The 23,579-nt window shown below is 34.9% G+C and carries 16 protein-coding genes and 3 tRNA genes; 8 read left to right on the top strand and 11 right to left on the bottom strand.

From position 1 onward, the window contains the following. Window positions 1-82 precede the first annotated feature (82 nt). Window positions 83-2,632, bottom strand: a complete 2,550-nt coding sequence (locus AACY93_RS08270) for an ATP-dependent Clp protease ATP-binding subunit (RefSeq protein ID WP_287005661.1) — start codon at window positions 2,630-2,632, stop codon at window positions 83-85. A gap of 259 nt (window positions 2,633-2,891) precedes the next feature. On the opposite strand from AACY93_RS08270, the gene gyrA reads away from it, so the two are divergent. Together gyrA and AACY93_RS08260 are read left to right on the top strand one after the other, a co-directional pair. After that, complete coding sequence (gene gyrA, locus AACY93_RS08265; RefSeq protein WP_287005663.1) at window positions 2,892-5,438, top strand: DNA gyrase subunit A; 2,547 nt, start codon at window positions 2,892-2,894, stop codon at window positions 5,436-5,438. 32 nt (window positions 5,439-5,470) lie between these two features. Beyond that, a complete protein-coding gene (locus AACY93_RS08260) occupies window positions 5,471-6,715 on the top strand; it encodes a tetratricopeptide repeat protein (protein WP_286853960.1) in 1,245 nt (414 codons plus the stop codon). A gap of 57 nt (window positions 6,716-6,772) precedes the next feature. Here the strand turns inward: AACY93_RS08260 and AACY93_RS08255 are convergent, their stop codons facing one another. Continuing rightward, the gene (locus tag AACY93_RS08255; protein ID WP_286853962.1) at window positions 6,773-7,522 is read right to left on the bottom strand and encodes a C40 family peptidase; all 750 of its coding nucleotides are present in this window, start codon (window positions 7,520-7,522) and stop codon (window positions 6,773-6,775) included. Window positions 7,523-7,631: 109 nt separating this feature from the next. Next, a complete protein-coding gene (locus AACY93_RS08250; protein WP_286853964.1) occupies window positions 7,632-8,813 on the bottom strand; it encodes an acetyl-CoA C-acyltransferase in 1,182 nt (393 codons plus the stop codon). Window positions 8,814-8,941: 128 nt separating this feature from the next. On the opposite strand from AACY93_RS08250, the gene AACY93_RS08245 reads away from it, so the two are divergent. From AACY93_RS08245 to AACY93_RS08230, 4 genes are all read left to right on the top strand, one after another. Then, complete coding sequence (locus AACY93_RS08245) at window positions 8,942-10,990, top strand: HDIG domain-containing metalloprotein (RefSeq protein WP_286853966.1); 2,049 nt, start codon at window positions 8,942-8,944, stop codon at window positions 10,988-10,990. Between the two features lie 94 nt (window positions 10,991-11,084). Then, a tRNA-Ser gene (locus AACY93_RS08240) sits at window positions 11,085-11,168 on the top strand. Between the two features lie 29 nt (window positions 11,169-11,197). Then, window positions 11,198-11,272 (top strand) — tRNA-Pro (locus tag AACY93_RS08235). Window positions 11,273-11,289: 17 nt separating this feature from the next. Next, window positions 11,290-11,363 (top strand) — tRNA-Arg (locus tag AACY93_RS08230). 80 nt (window positions 11,364-11,443) lie between these two features. On the opposite strand, the gene AACY93_RS08225 is transcribed toward AACY93_RS08230, so the two are convergent. The 8 genes from AACY93_RS08225 to tsaD form a co-directional block, all read right to left on the bottom strand. Beyond that, the gene (locus AACY93_RS08225; protein WP_286853968.1) at window positions 11,444-12,100 is read right to left on the bottom strand and encodes an HAD family hydrolase; all 657 of its coding nucleotides are present in this window, start codon (window positions 12,098-12,100) and stop codon (window positions 11,444-11,446) included. A 32-nt stretch (window positions 12,101-12,132) separates the two neighbouring features. After that, a complete protein-coding gene (locus AACY93_RS08220; protein ID WP_339611684.1) occupies window positions 12,133-13,323 on the bottom strand; it encodes a class I SAM-dependent methyltransferase in 1,191 nt (396 codons plus the stop codon). A gap of 7 nt (window positions 13,324-13,330) precedes the next feature. Continuing rightward, window positions 13,331-14,422 (bottom strand): AI-2E family transporter, encoded by a 1,092-nt coding sequence (locus AACY93_RS08215; protein ID WP_286853973.1) that lies wholly within the window; start codon window positions 14,420-14,422, stop codon window positions 13,331-13,333. 37 nt (window positions 14,423-14,459) lie between these two features. Next, window positions 14,460-14,966: a TrmH family RNA methyltransferase gene (locus tag AACY93_RS08210; protein ID WP_286853975.1), complete on the bottom strand. Its 507-nt coding sequence runs from the start codon at window positions 14,964-14,966 to the stop codon at window positions 14,460-14,462. A 182-nt stretch (window positions 14,967-15,148) separates the two neighbouring features. Then, the gene (locus AACY93_RS08205) at window positions 15,149-15,796 is read right to left on the bottom strand and encodes a DUF4159 domain-containing protein (protein WP_286853977.1); all 648 of its coding nucleotides are present in this window, start codon (window positions 15,794-15,796) and stop codon (window positions 15,149-15,151) included. Window positions 15,797-15,813: 17 nt separating this feature from the next. Then, window positions 15,814-16,521 carry a 16S rRNA (uracil(1498)-N(3))-methyltransferase gene (locus tag AACY93_RS08200; RefSeq protein WP_286853979.1) on the bottom strand — a complete coding sequence of 236 codons (708 nt, stop codon included), beginning with the start codon at window positions 16,519-16,521 and terminating at the stop codon, window positions 15,814-15,816. Continuing rightward, a complete protein-coding gene (locus AACY93_RS08195; protein WP_286853981.1) occupies window positions 16,521-17,153 on the bottom strand; it encodes a peptidylprolyl isomerase in 633 nt (210 codons plus the stop codon). The genes AACY93_RS08200 and AACY93_RS08195 overlap by 1 nt, the downstream gene beginning before the upstream one ends. A 99-nt stretch (window positions 17,154-17,252) precedes the next feature. Next, window positions 17,253-18,275 carry a tRNA (adenosine(37)-N6)-threonylcarbamoyltransferase complex transferase subunit TsaD gene (gene tsaD / locus AACY93_RS08190; RefSeq protein ID WP_286853983.1) on the bottom strand — a complete coding sequence of 341 codons (1,023 nt, stop codon included), beginning with the start codon at window positions 18,273-18,275 and terminating at the stop codon, window positions 17,253-17,255. Between the two features lie 93 nt (window positions 18,276-18,368). Here tsaD and AACY93_RS08185 point away from each other — a divergent pair, with 93 nt between their 5' ends. Continuing rightward, window positions 18,369-22,775: a translocation/assembly module TamB gene (locus AACY93_RS08185; protein ID WP_287005670.1), complete on the top strand. Its 4,407-nt coding sequence runs from the start codon at window positions 18,369-18,371 to the stop codon at window positions 22,773-22,775. A 122-nt stretch (window positions 22,776-22,897) separates the two neighbouring features. Next, on the top strand, window positions 22,898-23,579 hold a 682-nt coding region (locus AACY93_RS08180; RefSeq protein WP_339611678.1), incomplete at its 3' end, for an ATP-dependent 6-phosphofructokinase.

The following is a 23,579-nucleotide window of genomic DNA, read 5'->3' as shown; positions in this document are numbered from 1 at the left end:
AATTAGTAAATAAACAATTACGGAATTAAAAAACGCCATTAATTTTTTTAATGGCGTTTTCAAGTATTATAAGGTTTAAGAGTTAAGATTTGGTTGTGTTTTTAGCTTTATCAACTTTTACTGTTAACTCTTGGGATTTACTATCTAAATCCATGGCAATGGTATCGCCTTCCTGAATGTTGGAGTTTATAATTTCTTCAGCCAATTTATCTTCAATGTATTTTTGAATGGCACGTTTAAGTGGCCTGGCTCCATACTGCTTGTCAAAACCTTTATCTGCAATGTAATCTTTAGCTTTTTTGCTTAATTTAAGCGTGTAACCTAAGGCTTTAATGCGTTCTATTAATTTTTCAAGCTCAATGTCGATAATTTTGTCAATGTCCTCTCTCTCCAAGGCATTGAAAACAATAACATCGTCAATTCTATTTAAAAACTCAGGTGCAAAAGCTTTTTTAAGTGCATTTTCAATTACACTTCTGGCATTGGCATCTTCTTGGGCTTTTTGCGAAGCTGTACCAAATCCAACTCCAGTTCCAAAATCTTTTAGTTTTCTGGAACCTATGTTGGAGGTCATGATAATGATGGTGTTTCTAAAATCAATTTTTCTTCCAAGACTATCAGTTAAATAACCATCATCAAGTACTTGTAAAAGCATGTTGAAGACATCTGGATGCGCCTTTTCAATTTCATCCAATAATACAACGGCATAAGGTTTGCGTCTTATCTTTTCGGTTAATTGTCCACCTTCTTCATAACCAACGTATCCTGGAGGGGCCCCAACCAATCTGGAAATGGCAAATTTCTCCATATATTCGCTCATATCAATTCTTATAAGCGAGTCTTCGCTATCAAACAACTGTTTGGACAAAACTTTGGCCAATTGTGTTTTTCCAACACCTGTTTGACCTAAAAATATAAAGGATCCAATGGGTTTGTTTGGGTCTTTTAATCCGGCTCTGTTACGTTGAATAGCCTTTACAACCTTAGAAACAGCATCGTCCTGACCAATGACTTTACCTTTTATCAATTCTGGTAATTGAGCCAATTTGGTGCTTTCTGTTTGTGCAATTCTATTAACGGGTATGCCAGTCATCATGGATACAACATCTGCTACATTTTCCTCTGTAACTATTTCACGGTGAAGCTTGGTTTCTTCTTCCCATTTTTCTTGAGCTACGGCCAATTCTTTCTCCAAGCGTTTTTCGTCGTCCCTAAGTTTGGCAGCTTCTTCGTATTTCTGCTTTTTTACAACGGTGGTTTTGGTTTCTTTTACGGCTTCCAATTGTTTTTCTAGTTCCAAGACCTGTTTTGGGACATTGATATTTTTAATGTGCACACGGGAACCTGCTTCGTCCAAGGCGTCTATAGCTTTGTCTGGCAAGAATCGATCTGTCATGTATCTGTTTGTTAGCTTTACACAAGCTTCAATAGCTTCAGGTGTGTAATCTACATTGTGGTGCGTTTCATATTTATCCTTGATGTTGTTTAAGATCTCTATGGTTTCTTCAACACTGGTAGGCTCAATAATCACTTTTTGAAAACGACGTTCCAAGGCACCATCTTTTTCAATATATTGTCTGTACTCGTCTAAAGTGGTTGCTCCAACACATTGTATTTCTCCACGAGCCAAAGCGGGTTTAAACATGTTTGAAGCATCTAAGCTACCTGTAGCTCCTCCAGCTCCAACAATGGTGTGTATTTCGTCTATAAATAGAATGATATCGTCATTTTTTTCCAGTTCATTCATAACGGCTTTCATGCGTTCCTCAAATTGCCCTCGGTATTTTGTTCCAGCAACCAAGCTAGCCAAGTCCAGTGTTACCACCCGTTTGTTGAATAAAATCCTGGAGACTTTTCTTTTAACAATTCTATTTGCCAAACCTTCGGCAATGGCAGATTTACCAACACCAGGTTCTCCAATTAAAAGTGGGTTGTTTTTCTTTCTTCTACTTAAAATTTGCGAGACACGTTCAATTTCTTTTTCCCTACCGACTACTGGATCGAGTTTCCCTTCTTCTGCCATAGCAGTAAGGTCTCTACCAAAATTATCCAAAACAGGTGTTTTGGATTTTTTATTTGCTTTAGATGATGGAGAGTTGAACAGATTGTCTTTAGACGTATCGTCATCCATATTGGCATCATCATCTTGAAACGATTCTGCTTTAGGTTCTATATAATCTTCTTCGTTCGTTATCATAAACTTAAATTGTTCTTTTGCGTTATCGTAATCCACTTTTAGCTTGTTCAGCAGCTTGGTGGTTGGATCGTTTTCGTTTCTTAAAATACAGAGCAGTAAATGCGCTGTATTAATGGAATTGCTTTGAAATAACTTGGCTTCCAAAAAGGTTGTTTTTAAAGCGCGTTCTGCCTGTCTGGTTAGGTGCAAGTTCTTTTTTTCGTTAGAAACCACAGCCACGTTAGGGTTAGCAGGACTTAATATCTCAACTTTTCGTCTTAAATGATTTAAATCTATTTCTAGTGCATTTAATATGTTTATGGCTTTGCCACTACCATCACGAAGCAAACCAAGCATTAAATGTTCGGTACCAATAAAGTCATGGCCTAAACGCAATGCTTCTTCTTTGCTGTAAGCAATAACATCTTTTACTCTTGGGGAAAAATTATCATCCATATATTAATCCTTTCTTCATTAAAAATAATAAAATCATCTTACTAAAAACAAAAACCATACCTTAAAATATAGGTTTTGTGCTAATAGACAAAAAAAACTTAATAAAATCAAAATATTTAACAGCTTACTTATTAAATAATCCAGTATTAAATTGTTAATAAAAAACTTCAAAAAATACATAAGAAAGACTTACTATAACTGATGAAATGGTTATATTAGCACGATTTGAAAAACTTGAAAAAAACTAATTAAATTATATATGGCAGAAGGAGAAAAACTCATTCCAATAAACATTGAAGATGAAATGAAGTCGGCTTACATTGATTACTCAATGTCAGTCATTGTGTCACGTGCTTTACCAGATGTAAGAGATGGCTTAAAACCGGTTCACAGACGTGTGCTTTATGGCATGCACGAATTGGGAGTTAGAGCAACAGGAGCACACAAAAAATCAGCGAGAATTGTTGGGGAAGTTTTAGGAAAGTATCATCCGCATGGAGATACTTCTGTTTACGATGCTATGGTACGTATGGCCCAAGAGTGGAGCTTGCGTTACATGCTGGTAGATGGACAAGGAAACTTTGGGTCTATTGATGGCGATAGTCCTGCAGCAATGCGTTATACAGAGGCACGTATGCGTAAAATATCGGAAGATATGCTGGCAGATATCGATAAAGAAACAGTGGACCACAAGCTGAATTTTGACGATACCATACAAGAGCCCACAGTGTTGCCAACAAGAATTCCAGGCCTTTTGGTAAATGGGGCTTCAGGAATTGCTGTAGGTATGGCAACAAACATGCCTCCTCATAACTTAAGTGAAGTTGTTGATGGTACCATTGCGTACATTGACAACAACGACATTGAAATTGATGAATTGATAACCCATGTTAAAGCTCCAGATTTCCCTACTGGTGGTACCATTTATGGTTACGATGGCGTAAAAGAAGCATTTCATACAGGTCGTGGACGAATTGTCATGAGAGGTAAAGCCAATATTGAAGAAGTTCAAGGAAGGGAATGCATTATAGTGAGTGAAATCCCTTATCTCGTGAACAAAGCAGACATGATTAAGAAAACTGCAGATTTGGTAAACGAGAAGAAGTTGGAGGGCATTGCAACCATACGTGATGAGTCTGACAGAAATGGTATGCGTATTGTATATGTTTTAAAGCGTGACGCCATTCCTAACATTGTATTAAACAAATTATACAAATACACAGCCTTACAGTCATCTTTTAGTGTGAACAATATTGCGCTTGTAAATGGAAGGCCTCAATTATTGAACTTAAAAGAGCTTATTCATTATTTTGTAGAACACAGACACGAAGTGGTAGTAAGAAGAACCACTTACGAACTGCGAAAAGCTGAAGAACGTGCTCATATTCTTGAAGGATTGATTATTGCTTCGGATAATATAGACGAAGTAATAGCGCTTATTCGTGCCTCTTCAAATGCTGATGAAGCTCGTGAAAAGTTAATAGAACGTTTTAAACTGTCGGAAATTCAAGCGAAAGCCATTGTAGAGATGCGTTTACGTCAGCTTACAGGACTGGAGCAAGACAAATTGCGTTCTGAGTACGAAGAATTGATGAAAACCATCGAAGATTTAAAAGACATTCTTGATAAAAAAGAACGTCGTATGGAGATTATCAAAACAGAATTGGAAGAAGTTAAACAGAAATATGGCGATGAGCGTCGCTCTACAATTGAATATGCTGGAGGTGACTTGAGTATTGAAGACATGATTCCAGATGAAAAAGTGGTAATTACCATTTCGCATGCTGGATACATTAAACGTACGTCTCTAAACGAATACAAAACCCAAAATAGAGGAGGAGTTGGCCAAAAAGCATCCACGACCCGAAATGAAGACTTCCTAGAGTATTTATTTGTTGGAACCAACCATCAGTACATGTTGTTCTTTACCCAAAAAGGAAAATGTTTCTGGATGCGTGTTTACGAAATTCCAGAAGGAAGTAAAACATCCAAGGGTAGAGCTATCCAGAACTTAATCAATATCGAGCAAGATGATGCTGTTAAAGCTTTTATTTGTACACAAGACTTAAAAGACGAAGATTACATCAACAGTCATTATGTCATCATGGCCACTAAGAAAGGACAGGTAAAAAAGACATCTTTAGAACAATATTCCAGACCTAGAACAAACGGTATCAATGCCATTACCATTAAAGAAGACGACGAATTACTGGAAGCTAAATTAACAACAGGAGAAAGTCAGGTTATGCTGGCCTTAAAATCCGGTAAGGCCATTCGTTTTGAAGAAGCCAAAACAAGACCGATGGGACGTAGTGCTTCAGGTGTAAGAGGCATCAGGTTGGCCAATGAAAAAACAGATGAAGTTGTTGGGATGATAGCTGTAGATGACATGGATAGCGATATTCTGGTAGTTTCAGAAAATGGGTATGGAAAACGCTCTAGTTTAGAAGATTACAGAATTACAAACAGAGGAGGAAAAGGAGTTAAAACCATATCCATAACAGAAAAAACAGGAAACCTTGTTGCCATTAAAAACGTGACCGATCATGATGATTTAATGATTATCAACAAATCTGGTATTGCTATTAGAATGGCAGTGGAAGATTTAAGGGTAATGGGAAGAGCAACACAAGGGGTTAAGTTAATAAACCTAAAAGGAAAAGACTCAATTGCAGCTGTAGCCAAAGTTATGCATGATGAAGATGAGGTAGATGAAAACGGAGACGTAATAACTCCCGATACTACCCAAATCTCCAACCAAAATGAAGATGGCACAACTCTTGATAAATCCCAAGAAGAAGAATAAAAAACAATAAACAATTTAATTATTAAAAAACAATGAAAAAACAATTTATAGTTGCTTTAGCAGTACTTGTAACTACATTTTCTTTTGCACAAAAAAAAGAATTAAGATCTGCTGAAAAAGCAATAAAAGACAACAACTTTGCTGAAGCTAAATCCATATTGGGACAGCTGAATCCAGCTACCATGGAGGATAAATATAAAGCTGAATACTATTATTTAAACGCAGAGGCTTTATATGCCAATGGAGCTGCCAGTAACGATGATGTATCCAAAGCGCTTAAAAGCTTAGGGTTGATAGAAGGTGATTTGACTGAAGAAACTGCAGAATTGAAAAAAACCATGATTCAGTCTTTTGTTAAAAAAGCAAATGATGCCTATGAAAATAAAGATTACAGTGTTTCATCAAAAAACTTTGAAAATGCTTACAGGGTTTCAACTAAAGACACTTTGTATTTATACTATGCTGCAATAACAGCAACAGGAGTTCAAGAGTTTGATAGAGCTTTGGTGTTATTTGAAGAATTGGATGATTTGGGATATACTGGTATTGAAAAAGAATATTATGCTATTGACAAAGAAACAGGAGAAGAAGAAATCTTTCAAAATAAATCCATTAGGGATTTATCTGTAAAAGGTGGTACTCATTTAAAACCTGGCGAGAGAGATACCGAGTCCAAACAAGCAGAAATAGTTAAAAACATAGCTCTAATATACACCAACAGAGGCGAGAATGATAAAGCTTTGGCAGCCATGGAAAAAGCAAGACAGGCAAATCCAGACGATTTAAATTTATTGATTTCCCATGCCAACTTGTATTTCCAATCTGGAAACAAAGAAAAATTCAAGCAATTGTTACAAGAAGCTACAGAGAAAGATCCAAACAACCCAGAATTACAATTTAATTTAGGAGTAATGTCTCAAGAATCTGGTGATTTTGATTCTGCAAAAAAATACTACGATAGAGCTATAGAATTGGATCCAACTTATATCAATGCCGAAATTAACATGGCAGCCATGATTTTGGACCAAGAAAAAGCTTTAATCGAAGAAATGAACAGCCTTGGTAGTTCGCCTGCAGACAACAAACGTTATGACGAATTAAAGTTACAACGTACCAAAATTTACAAAAGCGCCATTCCTTATTTGGAATCTGTTATGAAAGTAGATCCAGATAATATTGATGCTGCAAAAACATTAATGAATATTTACAGTGCTACTGGTGATACTGAAAAATATAAAGCCATGAAAGCAAAAGTAGATGCTTTAATAGGAAATTAATTCCGTTAACCTTAACATAAAAAAAGCTGCAATTTAAAATTGCAGCTTTTTTTTATTTTATATAATTTTCTTTATAACCCTAAGCTTATGTGTATGCATACGCTTCTCATGATTGTATATGCCAGAATGGTCTAACCTATCTATACGCACTTTGCCATGGGCATGGATAATGTAGTTGTCTTTCATAATAATACCTACATGAACAATTTGTCCCTCATTATTATCAAAGAAAGCCAAATCTCCTGGCTCGCTTTCTTCTATAAAGCTTAAAGGTTCCCCTTGAGTGGATTGCTGCGAAGCATCCCTTAATAGTTTGTAACCATTTAATTTGTAAACCATTTGTGTAAACCCAGAGCAATCAATGCCAAAAGGTGTTTTTCCTCCCCATAAATAAGGTGCATTTAAATACATAAATGCCGTTTCAATAATATGTTGTTTAGGTTTTATCTCGTTAATAACAGCACCATCGTGAGTGTGCTTTAAAAGAGGCAATCCGTTAAGGGAAGAACCTAATGGTATAGCATAAAGCTGTTGGTTAACATCTTCAACAAACTCTACCAAATCCTTTGATAAAATAGGGGCTTCCAGATGAAGGGCTTCATATTGTTCTTCAGTAATCTCAAGGTATTGTTTGTTGTCAACCCAACCTTCATATTTGTCAAAACCAAGACGGATTTTGCTCCAAGACTTACGTTGTTCCAAAACCTTAAAATAATCGCCATACAACACTTGGGATACCAATTCACTGGTGTCGGCTGGTTCAAATCTTAAAGGAACAATGCTTAAATTACAAATTCCGTATTGCATAGAAGAAATTTTATTCGCTATTATTGTTAATTATTTATAAGCACGTTAAATAAAAAAGACAATTAGTTGAAGTTTCATGTTTATTAAATAACAACAATAAAAATAATAATTATTGGTTCCTTTCAATTACAATAGCAGAAGCGCCACCACCACCATTGCAGATAGCTGCTGCTCCAATTTTGGCATTGTTTTGTTCTAACACATTAAGTAAGGTAATTAAAATTCTAACTCCAGAACAACCAAGTGGATGACCTAAAGAAACAGCACCGCCATTAACGTTCACATTAGTGTCGTTAAGCCCCAAAATTTTCATATTGGCCAAACCAACCACAGAAAAAGCTTCGTTGAATTCAAAATAATCTACATCGTTTAAAGAAATACCAGCTTTGTTCAAAGCTTTTGGCAAGGCTTTAGCAGGAGCTGTGGTAAACCATTCTGGTTCTTGGGCGGCATCAGCATATCCAGTTATGGTGGCCAAAGGTTTTAAGCCTAATTCCAAGGCTTTTTCCTTGCTCATTAAAACCATGGCTCCAGCGCCATCATTAATAGTGGAAGCGTTAGCAGCAGTTACGGTTCCGTCTTTTGTAAATGCAGGTCGTAAAGCAGGGATTTTATCTATTTTAACATTAGTAAACTCTTCGTCTTTGGAGACTACAATGTCATCACCACGACGCTGTGGCACCTCAACAGGAACAACTTCATTGTCAAATTTTCCTGCTTCCCAAGCAGCAGCCGAACGTTTGTAGGACTGTATTGCAAAAGCATCTTGATCTTCACGTGAAAATTTATATTCTGTTGCACACGCATCAGCACAAACTCCCATGGCATTATTGTCATAGGCATCTACCAAACCGTCTTTTTGCATGCCGTCTTCCATGGTTGCAGGACCAAATTTTGTTCCTGTTCTGGCATGGTAGTAATGTGGAATCATACTCATGTTTTCCATTCCTCCAGCTACTATTATGTCTGCATCACCAAGGGCAATGGCTTGAGCAGCTTGCATAACACTTTTCATTCCAGAAGCGCAAACTTTATTTACGGTTGTACATGGAACTGTATTTGGAATCCCAGCATAAATGGCAGCTTGTCTTGCAGGTGCTTGACCTGCTCCAGCTTGAACCACATGACCCATAATTACTTCTTGGACCAAGCTTGGATCTAAATGGATTTTATCTAAGGCTCCTTTTATGGCTATTGCTCCTAATTTAGGTGCTGGAATAGTAGATAATGCGCCTAAAAAACTTCCTATTGGTGTTCTTGCTGCTGATACAATTACGACTTCTTTGCTCATTTTATGTGGGTTTAATTTTTAATGATGCAAAATTAATCAATTTTTAATAGAATTTAGAATGTTTCCCTTATTATAAGTCACCAATTTCGCTGTTATTTTTATTACATTTGAATACTTGAACCTTATCAATGAAAGACTTTATTAATTTTTTATATAGAAATCATTCCTTGGCTTACAAGCTTATACTTTTTATAAGCACCACATTTTTAATAGTTTATTTATTTCCCAAGAGTGGTAAATTTAAATACAATTTTGAAAAAGGAAAACCTTGGCAGTCTGAAAATTTATATGCACCATTTGATTTTGCAATCAAGAAAACGGATGATGAAATAAAAGCAGAAAAAAAAGAAATTACAGATAAAGCCAATTTGTATTTTAACGTTGAATTGGGAGTTGTTGATCGCGTTATTTCTGAATATAAATCTGAATTTAAACTGGAACTTCCAGACTCTTTGGTAACTTCCAATAAAACCCATTTATATAATTTGGGATTGAACATTATTGATAAACTTTATGTCAATGGCGTTTTAGATGAAGATTATGCATTCGCAGAGGATAAAAAAGCCATTTTACTGGAAGGACGTACAGAAAAACAAACAGTAAGGTATTCCGATTTAATAAAACAAAACGACATTAAGGATATCCTTACGAGCCAACTTGCCAAGGAGGGCTTCATGCAGTTTCAAAAACCCTTTATTGCTTTGTTTTTTGAAGTTATAGAACCTAACCTGAGTTACGATAAAGCATTTACCGAAAAAGCTTTGCAGAGCGATCTGGAAAAAATTTCGTTTACAAGGGGAAGTGTGGAGAAAGGAACCCTTATTATTTCCAAAGGCGAAGTGGTTGAAGGGGATAAATACCAAAAACTGAAATCCTTGGAATCTGAATACGAATCCCAAGTGTGGACAAAATCCAATTATTATTGGATTGTTTTTGCTTATACCTTACTGGTTTCCTTAGCTTTATTAATGCTGTTGTTGTTTTTAAGAAAGTACAGAAATGATATTTTTGAAAACAACACCAAAGTAACTTTTATTTTCTTTAACGTGTTTTTAATGGTTTTTATAACCACTCTGGTTGTAAACTATAACTCTCAGTATATCTATGTAGTTCCCATATGTATTTTACCTTTAGTGTTAAAAGCATTTTTTGATGCACGTTTAGGGTTGTTTTCCCACGTTATTACAGTGCTTTTGTTAGGTTCCATTGTACCTAACAGCTATGAATACATGTTCCTTCAAATAATTGCGGGAATTGTAACTATTTTAACTGTTTCAGAGCTTTACAAACGAGCTAATTTGTTCATTTCAGTTGGACAGATCACACTAATATACATTATAGCATATTTTGCTTTTTTTGTCATTCATGAAGGGAGTGTGGAAACATTAAAATGGGAAACCTTTGGAATGTTTGTGCTTTGTGGGTTGGCTACTTTGTTTGTTCAACCTTTAATTTATGCTTATGAAAAACTATTTGGTCTGGTGTCTGATGTGTCGCTTTTGGAATTATCCGATACCAATACCAAACTATTGAAAGAACTTTCCAACAAAGCTCCAGGAACTTTTCATCATTCATTAAATGTAGCCAATTTAGCAGAAGCATCTGCGAACGAGATTGGTGCAAATGCCATGTTGGTTAGAGTAGGTGCTTTGTACCATGATATTGGTAAAATGATGAATCCCACTTATTTTACAGAAAACCAATCTACCGGAATCAATCCTCATGATGAATTGTCTTCCAAGGAAAGTGCCAAGGTTATTATAGACCATGTAATCAATGGTATAGAAATAGCAAAGAAAAATAATTTGCCAGATCGTGTTATAGACTTTATAAGAACGCATCATGGCACCAGTTTGGTTTATTATTTTTATAGGAAAGAAAAAGAAATAGACGACAGCATTGATAAAAACCAATTTAAATATCCAGGACCCAAACCTTTTAGTAAAGAAACAGCTATTTTAATGATGTGCGATAGTGTGGAAGCAGCTTCAAAAAGCTTAAAAGAGCCTACTTCCAGTAAAATTGATGCATTTGTTGAAAACATCATAAACAAACAAATGGTCGACGAACAATTTTTAAATGCCAACATTACTTTTAAAGAAATTCAATCCATAAAAAAAGTGCTAAAACACAAGCTAGCAAACATTTATCACTTACGTATTGAATATCCAGAATAAATATTTAAAAAATTAAAAAAAATAGTTGCGTTCTTAAGTGATATACGTTACATTTGCATCCGCAATTTTATTGCTAAAGTTCATTAAATATTAAGGAGAGGTGCCAGAGTGGTAATGGAGCAGATTGCTAATCTGTCGACGCGTAAGTGTCGCCAGGGTTCGAATCCCTGTCTCTCCGCAATTTTTTTGACAAAAAGATAACCAATTCGGGGTGTAGCGTAGCCCGGTTATCGCGCCGCGTTTGGGACGCGGAGGTCGCAGGTTCGAATCCTGCCACCCCGACAATTTTTAAGAGTTACGGGCTCGTAGCTCAGCTGGATAGAGCACCTCCCTTCTAAGGAGGCGGTCATAGGTTCGAATCCTATCGGGCTCACAAAAAGACTTACTGTTTCGGTAGGTCTTTTTTGTTTTTAAAACATGTTAATGTATCTTGTAATTCTGGATTAAAAATGGTTAAAAAAACAACTTAACACGGTTATATTCAATTTCTTTGAAATCGTTTATTATAAAATTGGCTTTGCTATAATCCTGATTTTTTGAATGGGCACTTTTATAACCAACACAAAATATGTTAGCTGCATTTGCTGCTTTAATGCCATTAGTGGAATCTTCAATTACCAAACAATTCTTTTTGTTGTAACCACTTACTTCGGCAGCTTTAACAAATATCTCTGGATGAGGCTTTGAAGCTTTTAAATCGGCTCCACTTAGTTTTGCCAAAAAGTATTGATCCAAATCAAACCTGTTAAAAACGCTTTCTATGGTTCCCATGGAGGCAGATGAAGCCAAAACAAGTGTCAAACCATTTTCATGATAATCCTTTATCAAATCCAAAACACCATCAATAAGCTGTAAATTAGGGTCGTTTTTAAATAAATCCTTAAAAATCTGTCTCTTTATTTGAACCAATTCTTCAGGATTGTTGTGTAGTTTAAAATGGCTGCAAAGGCTTTTGCAAACGTTTATGGTAGATTGTCCTGTGAAAGTTTGGTAATGTGCTTCGCTAACCTCTATTTTTAAGTTATTGAACATCCCAAAATAGGCTTTGTGGTGAAGAGGCTCTGTATCCACTATCACACCATCCATATCAAATAATACTGCTTTTAACACGGTTTAATTTTTTTTCAAAGATACAGAAGCTTTCATTTTCTTGATAATTTAGAGCAAACTATTAAAATTTTTTCGTTTTCTAAATTGGTAGTGGCAAAAATGTAAGTGTTGCCTCCATCTTTAAGGTTCAGTTTTTTTCTAATGCTATCAACCGATTCCGGAAAATTTCTTGTAGTAATATTGGCTTTGGCTATAGCTGCTTTTTTAAAGGCTTTTTTGTTGAAAGGCAAAATATCTTCAATTTTAAATCTTCGGCCAGGAAATTCCATTAAATCGGTTGAAGTGTATAAATGTGAATGTTGGTGTAATTTTTTTAATTGAAACTGTTTGGAAACACTATGAAATCCACCTGATTTTAAAATAGCTGCATTGGGTTCGTATAAAAAATTATGAGGTAGGCTCCATTTGGATTGAGCCTTGGTTTCATCTTGAAATCTAAAGCCAAAATATTGATTATCCTTGTTTTTTATATTGATGGTTTCTATTTGTACGTCTTCTGTATGCATTTCTTTTTCCAACATCCATAGCAGTTCTTTTACCTCATTGTTTACAGCCACCACATGGATGGTTTTAACGTGTTTCAATTCCTTTAAACCTACGGATAGATCTAAAAGAGGAGAAGTTTTAATCATTAGGTTGTTGGAATGTTCAAACAAAACATGAAGGTGTTCTGGTACATTTGGCAAACAATCCTTTAAAAAGAACACTTTGCCTTTACTGTCATGTCTTCTGGATGGGTCTATGTATATCCAATCGAAATTCAAGGTTGATTCCTTTAAAAACGTCAATCCATCTTTAGCTATGGTTTGAATATGTTCTGCCCCAAGTTGTTTATAATTATGCGAAACTAGTTGAGAAAGTTCTTTGTTGATTTCACAATGAATGACCGATTTAAAATGCTTGGAAAAGTAAAAACTGTCTACTCCAAAACCACCAGTTAAATCTATTATGGAATTTCCAGAGATAAGGTTTGCCTTATATTTTGCAGTGATTTCAGAAGATGTTTGCTCAATATTTAATTTGTTTGGATAATAGATATTTGAAGTTTCAAACCAGCTAGGCAGTTTTTTTTGACATCTTTTTTTTGCTTCAATTTGCTCTATCAACACTTTTATGTCCAAGGATAATCCATCGTGTTTTTTAAACAATAAAGTACTGGAATCTGTATTTAGATTGTTGTTTATAAAATCTTGATTTTCAATATGTAAAATCGACTTATCCAAAGTGATGTTATAGGTCTTTTGTTAAGCTTTGAACTACTTTGTTGTCTGATAAAAATTCTTTTAAAATAACTTTTATGGCTGTGTAGGTTGGAATGGCAATAATCATCCCAACAATACCAAACAACAAACCTGCTATAATGATAACCAGAAAAATTTCAAGTGGATGCGATTTCACGCTTTTTGAAAAAATAAGCGGCTGACTTATAAAATTGTCTATTAATTGACCAATAATGATTACCAAAAGGACCTTGAGTGTAGTAGGTATGATTACTTCACTAAACCCACTCCCCAAATTACTGGTCATGGTCAATAAAATCATGATACATCCTCCAATTACTGGTCCCAAATATGGGATTAAGTTTATTAAGGCACATAAAAAAGCAATAACCACTGCGTTTTTTACTCCAATAATCAACAATCCAATAGTGTAAATAACAAATAATATGGAAATTTGAAAAACTAGGCCAACAAAATATCTAGATAACAGATTTTTAATTTTATCCATTGATTTTTTTAAACGAGCTTCTTTATTATCAGGAATTAGGGTCATTAAGCTGTTCTCAAACAATTTGCTGTCTTTTAAAAAGAAAAATGAAATAAAAAGCACAGAAAACAATCCCATACTAAAGCTTCCAAAACCGCTAACCACAGAGTTTAAAAATTCAGGAATCACAGCAAAATCTATTTTAGAGAGCAAACTGGAATTGGCCAAAGGATCTTCGTTTGCTTGAATTTTGCCAAGGTTAAAGTGAGAAATAAATTCTGTGTAAATATGTTTGATGTTGCTTTGCAGTTGCTCAATGTTTAGCAATGATAAATTCTGACCTTGTTCTACTATTAAAGGTATAAATAAGCCAATGAGACCCATAATAACACCTAATAAAAGAATCATGGTTATGGCAACTGCCAATAAGTTATTTAATTTTAAACGATATCTTAAAAAACCCACAATGGGTCTTCCGGTAAGGGAAACCACTGCAGAAATGGCAATATAAACAATAACAGACTGGATTTTATATAGAAAAAACAGTAGGATGCTAATTCCCAATACTGTTGCCAAAGCCTTTAAAATTCCTTTTGAAATGTCGTTTGAATTCATTTAGTAAAGATACATTTTGCTTTTAAATGTCCAAGGGTTATTTTTTACTGACCTGTTTGGTTATTTCATAAAGGGCAATGCTTGTTGCCTGAACCACATTCATACTGCTATTTTGCCCGAACATGTTTATATGGATGATAGCATCCGAAAGGGTTAAAACAGTTTCAGATATACCAAAATTTTCATCTCCAATTATCAAAGCAATCTTTTGATTGTGTGGGAACCTAAACGTATTGATTTCTTGGCTGTTATTGGTGATTTCCAAGGATATTAGAAAATAATTTTCAGATTTTAATTGATCAAGCGTTTCTAAAATGGTTTCCTTTTCATCAAAAGGTACAATGTTTTCTGTGGCTCTGGATGTCTTTGTCATTTTTCGCCCTTTAGGAATAGGAGAACCACAAAAAATAATTCTTTCTACTCCAAAAGCATCAGCTGTCCTAAACAGGCTCCCAATGTTGGGGGCGTTGGTAATGTTGTCGCAAACCAAAGTAATGGGAAAGGTTTGTTTGGTAAAATGAGTGTTGTAATGAGTTAGTTGCATTTTTTTTAAAGCTATAAATACACACATATCTTTTAAAAACAACTGTAGTGTATTTAGAAATAAAATGTTATGTTTTAATTAAACTGAGCTTGATAAATTTAACAGCTTTTGACAAGCTTTATTTAAATTTTGTGCTTAATGGTATTCACTGGTTGGTTATCGGTTTGTCATTAAGGGTTTAATTAATTTTCAAAAGCATATTTTATGATGTTTGCTCCCATTCTCAATGCTTTTTCCCTAACTTCAGCTGGATCGTTATGGACTACCTCGTCTTCCCAGCCATCACCTAAATCGCTTTCAAATGTAAAAAGTAAAACCAATCGGTTTTCGTTAAAAATTCCAAAAGCTTGAGGTCTTTTGCCATCATGTTCATGAATTTTTGGCAATCCTTTAGGGAATGGGTAAGCCACATTGAAAATTGGATGGTTTGCTGGTAGTTCCGTAAGTTCTTTATCTGGAAACACTTTTTTTAATTCTTCTGTAATATAGGGTTGCATACCATAATTGTCATCAATATGCAAAAAACCACCAGATAATAAATAGTCTCTTAAGTTTTCGGCATCTTCCTCGCTAAAAAACACATGGCCATGACCTGTCATGTGCACCAATGGATATTGAAAAATATCTGAGCTTCCAACTTCTACGGTTTCCGGCTTTGGGTTGATTTTGGTGTTGATGTTGGAATTGCAAAAGCTGATTAAATTTGGCAAAGCTGTAGGGTTGCCATACCAATCGCCACCACCTTTATATTTTAAAACGGCTATTTCCTGTGAAAAGATTAAAACAGAAAACAAACAACATACCAAAGTAAAAAAACGTGATTTAGTCATGTGTTTCATGAAAAAGTTTATAATTCATTTACAAAAGCAACAGAATGACAGGCAACAATGGCAGCTGTTTCGGTTCTAAGCCTTGTGTTTCCCAAAGTTACAGGAATAAATTGAGATTGAATGGCTTGTTCTATTTCTTTAACACTAAAATCGCCTTCTGGTCCAATTAATATGGTGATATCTTGGTTGGGTTTTATCTCTTTCTTTAAAGATTTTTTATTTGTTTCTTCGCAATGTGCTATAAATTTTTGACCCAAAACAGGTTGTTCCATAAAATCCTTAAACATGATGGCTTCTTGAAGTGTAGGCTTGTAACAAGATAAAGACTGCTTCATGGCAGCTTGCAGTATTTTCTCAAAACGTTCTGTTTTAATAACCCTTCGTTCACTATTATCACAGATAATAGGTGTAATGATGTCAATACCAATTTCGGTTGCTTTCTCCAGAAACCACTCATATCTGTCATTCATTTTGGTTGGAGCCACAGCCAAATGGACTTGATATTCTCTCTTTGGTTGCTTTTGCGAATCAGTGACAATGGCAACACAGTTTTTAATATCTGCCACTGAAATTTCAGCAGTAAAAAGCCAACCAAAACCATTGGTAATATGCAATAAGTCACCTTTAGTTTTTCGTAAAACTTTAACAATGTGCCTGCTCTCTTCTTTAGTAAAGATTATTTGAGACGTGTTTTCAGATATGTCTGGATTATAAAATAACTGCATTAGTTTTTTTGTTCTACTATTTTTAGAACTTTTATTTCTTTTATTTCTTTAGGTTGGTGTGTGTTTAGAACAATATAATACAAGCCTTTTTCTTCGTTGTCCAAGGTGTATATTTCATGTTCTGTATGATTGTTTTCTATTACATCCACATCAAAAAACAAAGAAACGTCGTCTTTTGTAAACCATCCAGTGTCACCACCACGAGTGGCATTGTCTGCTACAGAGTATTTTTTTGCCAAAAAATCAAAAGGGGAACCATTGTTATAGCTTGCGATAATCCGTTCTCTATACGCTTTGGTTTTGCTGGCTTCCATTTGCTGGCTATCCAAAAGGATGTAACTTAAACGATAGTGAGTGACTGTATTTTTTTCTACCACTTTGTAGGTGGTTTTTTCAAAATTGTTTTCTGTTGTGGTTTTGCCTCCAAGCGGTAATTTAAAAAGGTCTGTAGCCAAAACCGATTTATGCTTTTCTTCATTGAAGGTAATGAGTTTGTTCCCTTTGGATTTATTGGCTTTTATGAAGGCCTCGGCAGAACTGGTGTCTGTTATTAAGTCCAATTCTGTAGTGTTGTCTTCTTGTGCATGTATTATTGATGTAAATAGAGCGAATACAAGTAATAGTTTTTTCATTTTGCAAGTATTTTTTTAGCGTTTATAACCACAAAAAAACAAAAATATTGGCTTAAAACAACATGATTATATAAGGTTATCAACAGAGTTTCAAGGTGTTTAAATTTTTAATCTTGCTGAAGCAGTAACATCTTGTTCAGTAAAATCGTTTTCCAGATATTTTAAGTAACCAACAATGGCAATCATGGCTGCATTATCTGTTGTGAATTCAAATTTAGGAACATAAGTGGTCCAGCCAAATTTGGATTCGCCTGTTTTTAAAGCTTGTCTAATTCCCGAGTTAGCTGAAACACCTCCACCAATGGCAATGTGTTTAATACCTGTTTGTTTGGAAGCCAGTTTTAATTTATCTATTAAAATGCCAATAATGGTATACTGAATGGACGCACAGATATCGTTGATGTTTTCCTCTACAAAATTTGGGTTATTTGCCGTTTCTTTTTGAATAAAATATAAAATGGCTGTCTTTAAGCCCGAAAAACTAAAATTCAAACCTGCTACTTTGGGTTTGGTAAACTTAAAAGCTTTTGGGTTTCCCAATTGTGCACGTTTGTCAATTTGAGGACCAGCAGGATAACCCAAACCAAGAATTTTACCACTTTTGTCATAAGCTTCGCCAACGGCATCATCTATGGTTTCTCCAATAACTTCCATATCGAAATAATTGGAAACTTTTACAATTTGTGTGTGCCCTCCAGAAATGGTCATGGCCAAAAAGGGAAATGGAGGCTTGTTAAAACCATCTTCATCTATAAAATGAGCTAAAATATGGGCTTGCATGTGGTTAACATCTATTAAAGGGATGTTTAAACCCATGGCTAGCGATTTGGCAAAAGAAGTGCCAACCAGTAACGAACCCATTAAACCAGGTCCACGAGTAAACGCTATGGCTTGAAGTTGTTCTTTGGCAATATTGGCTTTTTTAAGAGCTTGATCTACAACAGGGACAATGTTTTGTTGGTGTGCCCTTGATGCCAATTCCGGAACCACACCTCCATAGGCTTCATGTATCTTTTGGTTGGCAATTACATTGCTTAATATCTTTCCGTTATGTATTACAGCGGCAGCAGTATCATCGCATGAAGACTCAATTCCAAGAATATAAATATTTTCTGAGGTCATTAGTGAATTTTAGGCACAATAATTGTTAATTTTGGTTTCAAAGTTATAACTTTAAAACGTATCAAAAAATTTTTAAAAATAGTATCTAAATTGGTGGCAATTATTTTGCTGCTTTTCATCATTTTGGTGCTGTTGTTGTCTATTCCTTCCATTCAAACACACTTGGGGAAAAAGGTTACCAAAAGATTGAACGATGACTTTGGTACCAACATAAACATTGGTAAAATTGGGCTTCAGTTTAATGGCGATGTTGAATTAAAGGAAATTTTAATAAGGGATTATAAAAAAGACACCTTATTCGCTGCGAAAGAATTAAACACCTCCATTTTAAGTTTCAAAAATATTTTAAACTCCAAATTGGTTTTTGGAGATATAGACTTGGATGGTTTGGTATTTAACTTAAAGACCTATGAAGGCGAAATTGATACCAACCTGGATATTTTTGTTGCCAAATTTGATGAAGACAATCCCTCTCCCGAATCAAGTGGCTTTTTATTATCTTCCAGTGATGTAACTATTTACGATGGTATTTTTAGATTGATAAATGAAAACAACGAAACACCTAAAATACTTGAGTTTGCCAACATACAAGCCAATACTACTAACTTGTTGATTCATGGAAGCGATGTAAGTACTAGAATAAATACCTTGGCTTTTCATGATAGTAGAGGATTGGAAGTGAAAAACCTGATAAGCAATTTTACCTATACGCCCAGTAATATTTTGCTTGAGGATTTGAGCATAAAAACAGCCAATTCTTCACTGGAAGGCGAAGTAAAGTTTTTTTACGATAGAGAAGAACTTAAATATTTTACTGATAAAGTTCAGGTAGATGCCACCTTTACCAAAAGCGATGTGGCTTTAAACGAGTTAAATACCTTTTATAATGAGTTTGGTGTCAATCAAAGGGCTAAGCTAAGTGCCAAACTTTCGGGAACCCTTAACAATTTGCAAGTAAGCAATTTGGAGCTGTTTACAAGTACCAGAAGTAAAATTGTAGGAGATATTAATTTTAAAAACCTGTTCAACAAAGAAGAAAATAATTTCTATATGAAAGGGGATTTTAGCCAATTAACTTCAAACTATAGGGATTTAAGGGCTTTGTTGCCAAATGTTTTAGGGGAGTCCATACCAACGGCTTTCGATAAATTAGGAAATTTCAACGTGGTTGGCGTTACGGAAATAACAACTTCTACCATAATGGCAAATGTGGTTATCAATACACAAATTGGTTTGATTGATGCCAATTTGGACATGCAGAAGATTAACGATATTGATAATGCTTCCTATTCAGGTAATGTGGTTTTTAAGGACTTTAACATTGGAAAGTTTATTAATGACCAAACTTTTGGCATCACCTCTTTAAATTTGGATGTTGATGGTTCTGGTTTTACCAAGGAAAACGTAAATACGCATTTAAATGGAGATATCTTCTCTGTAGTCTACAATAACTACACTTACGAAAACATTGATGTTTCCGGGAATTTAAAAAATAAGATATTTAATGGGAAACTTGTATCAAACGATAAGAATTTGCAATTGGAATTTGATGGACTGGCAAATTTTTCAGAGGAAATAAATACCTTCGACTTTGTTGCAAATGTATCCTATGCCAACCTAAACGCTTTAAACTTTGTTAGTAAAGACAATATTTCAATTTTTAAAGGCATGGTAGATATGAAAATGGAAGGCACTACCATAGATGATGCTGTTGGTAGTATACAATTTAACAAGACATCCTACAAAAATCAAAACGACGATTATTTCTTTAACGATTTTGAAATAACCTCAAAGTTTGAAGATCAGGTTAGGTATATCAGTGTTAATTCCCCAGATATTATTGAAGGGGAACTTAGTGGTGAATTTGTCTTTGAAGAGATTGGTAAACTGTTTGAAAATGCCATTGGAAGTATTTACACCAATTATAAACCTCATAAAGTTAACCAAAACCAATACATAGACTTCAACTTTAAAATTTACAATAAAATAGTGGAAGTTTTTGTGCCAGAATTAAAACTGGGTAAAAACACTTATGTTAGAGGGAGGGTTGAAAGCGATGAAAAGGAATTTAAATTAACCTTTAAGTCGCCAGAAATTAAGCTCTTCGATTATTTTGCAGATAAAATAGAACTGCAACTGGACAACAAAAACCCGGTTTTTAACGCTTTCGTGGAAATAGACAGTATCAATACCAAATATTACAATGCTTCAAAATTCAATTTAATAAATATCACGCTTAATGATACCTTGTTTGTAAGGTCTGAGTTTCAAGGTGGTCCTAAAAATAAAGATGTCTATAATTTAAACTTTTATCACACCATCAATAAGGACAATAAATCTGTAGTAGGTTTTAAAAAGTCTGATGTTACCTTTAAAGGCAATACATGGACCATTAACGAAGAGAAAAACAGGTTGAATAAAATTATATTCGACAATAAGTTTACAGATATTAAAATTGAACAAATGGTTATGAACCATAATCAGGAACAAATCATGCTTTCTGGTGTTTTAAAGGATTCTACATATAAAAATCTACATTTGGACTTTAAAGATGTTGATTTGTCAAAAATAACGCCTTCCGTTGAAGGTTTGGAACTGTTGGGAAATGTTAATGGCAAGCTGGATGTGCTTCAACAAAATGGCATCTATTTACCCACTTCAAAAATAACCATAGACCATTTTGTGGTAAATAATTTGGCATTGGGATCGTTTGATGCGGCTATTGTTGGTAACGAAGACCTAACCAATTACAATGTAAACATAAAAATTAAAGACGATGTCTCTCAATCCTTTGCTGCCATTGGAGACATAGATTTTAAAGGCGATCAATCTACAATTGATGTGAACCTTTTGTTCAATGAATTTCAATTGAGTTTTATCAATTCCTTTTTAGTGGATATTTTAAGTGATATTCGAGGCGATGTTTCAGGCACAGCCAAAGTTACGGGGAATTTGAGTCAACCTAGTATCAATGGCGACTTGCGCTTAATCAATGGTGGTTTAAGAATTCCGTATTTAAATGTGGACTATAGTTTTGCCAACAATTCCGATGTAAGCCTTAGCAACCAAAGCTTCAATTTCAATGCATTAAAACTCACAGATACCAAGTTTGATACCAAAGGGGAGTTAAACGGTTCGTTAAGCCACACCAATTTTTCCGACTGGAAGTTGAACTTAGAAGTAGAAACAGATAATTTAGTGGTTTTGGACACACATGCCGAAGACGATGAAGAAGCTTTGTACTACGGAACGGCTTTTATAGGAGGCTCGGCAAAAATTCAAGGACCATCAGATCAACTAGTAATAAGTGTTATTGCAGAAACAAATCCAGGAACCACTTTTGTGATTCCTTTAAGCGATATGGAATCTTTTGGCGATAACTCATACATTCACTTTTTAACACCTGAAGAAAAAGAAGCCAAACTAAAAGGCGAAGATTATGTGATAAAAGAAGTAAATGGTTTGGAGTTGGATTTTGATTTGGATATTACCCAAGATGCAGATATTGAAATTGTTATTGATAAAGACTCTGGAAGCACCATTAGAGGAAAAGGGGAAGGAGGCTTGTTAATTGAGATCAACACCAATGGTAAGTTTAGAATGTTTGGGGATTTTGTGGTTTTTGATGGAATTTACAATTTTAAATATGGTGGTGTAATCGAAAAGAAATTTATAGTCCAAGAAGGTAGTCTGGGTTGGGATGGAGACCCTTTAAGTGCCAGAATAGACATTAAAGCCTTATATAGGACCCAAGCAAACCCTTCGCCATTGCTGGACAATCCTATTAACAGAAGTATTCCTGTGTATGTTGAAACCACACTTACAGGGCAATTGGAAAAACCAGACATCGATTTCGGATTTACCTTTCCAAATTTAAGTTCCACTGTAAAATCTGAAATTCAATACAGGTTAAGTTCCAAAGAAGACAGGGACAATCAAGCACTTTATTTATTGGCAACAGGAGCTTTTTCCAATAGACTGAACGATGTAAACATTACAGGAACCCTAACCGAACGTTTAAATGGCATCATTAATGGCCTGATAACAAGTGGTGACAATAAGGTAAATATAGGCTTAAATTACGAAGCAGGCGAAAACACTCCAGAATACCAAACAGACGATAGGTTGGGTGTTACCTTGCAAACAAATATTTCAGAACGTGTTATCATAAACGGGAAAGTGGGAGTCCCTGTTGGAGGTGTTAGTGAAACCGTTGTTGCAGGAGACGTACAAATAGACTTTTTGTTGAATGAAGAAGGCACGCTTACTGCAAAAGTTTTTAACAGAGAGAACAGTATCCGGAATTTTGGGGAAGAAATAGGATATACACAAGGGGTTGGTATTGCATACAGTGTTGATTTTGATACCTTTAAAGAGCTACTTAATAAAATTTTTAGAGGCAAGGTAAAAACAGTGGAAAAGCCTAAAAAAGAAACAAGTAAAAAAGAGGAAAGTATGCTGCCTTCTTATGTGGGATTCAAAAAAGAAAAATCGGAATAATTGATAAAAATCATAGTATTTTAAATTAATTATTTTCTAGTTTAATTCTTCTTAAATTTATTGTAAAACCCTGTTTTTATTGGGTATTCTTTAGTAAATTTACTACAATAAACATGATATAAATGAGTAAAAAAATCAGTAAAATTGGTGTCATGACATCTGGAGGCGATGCTCCTGGTATGAATGCTGCCATTCGTTCTGTAGTAAGAACATGTGCCTATCACAACATTGAATGTGTTGGAATTTACAGAGGTTATGAGGGCATGATGGATGGAGACTTTAAATTGCTTACCGCAAGAAGTGTCAATCATATCATTCATACAGGTGGAACCGTTTTAAAATCGGCTCGTTCAGCAGAGTTTAAAACCAAGGAAGGAAGAAAAAAAGCCCATTCAAATTTAATAAAAGAAGGCATAGATGCATTGGTTTTAATAGGAGGAGATGGTACCTTTACTGGAGGATTGATTTTCAATAACGAATTTAATTTCCCAATAATTGGAATTCCAGGAACCATAGATAACGATATTTACGGAACAAACTTCACTATAGGTTACGATACAGCCATCAATACAGTGGTTGAAGCCATAGACAAAATCAGGGACACTGCCAGTTCGCATAAGCGTCTGTTTTTTGTTGAGGTTATGGGTCGCGATGTGGGTCATATAGCTTTAAATGCAGGTGTTGGAGCTGGAGCCGAAGAAATTTTAATCCCTGAAGAAGATTTAGGACTGGACCGATTGGTGGAATCATTAAAAAGAAGTAAAGCTTCTGGTAAATCCTCCAGTATTGTTGTGGTTGCAGAAG

Origin of the sequence: uncultured Xanthomarina sp. (assembly GCF_963971605.1) — a bacterium.
GTDB lineage: Bacteria > Bacteroidota > Bacteroidia > Flavobacteriales > Flavobacteriaceae > Xanthomarina > Xanthomarina gelatinilytica.
This window is presented reverse-complemented; position numbering and strand designations above follow the sequence as displayed.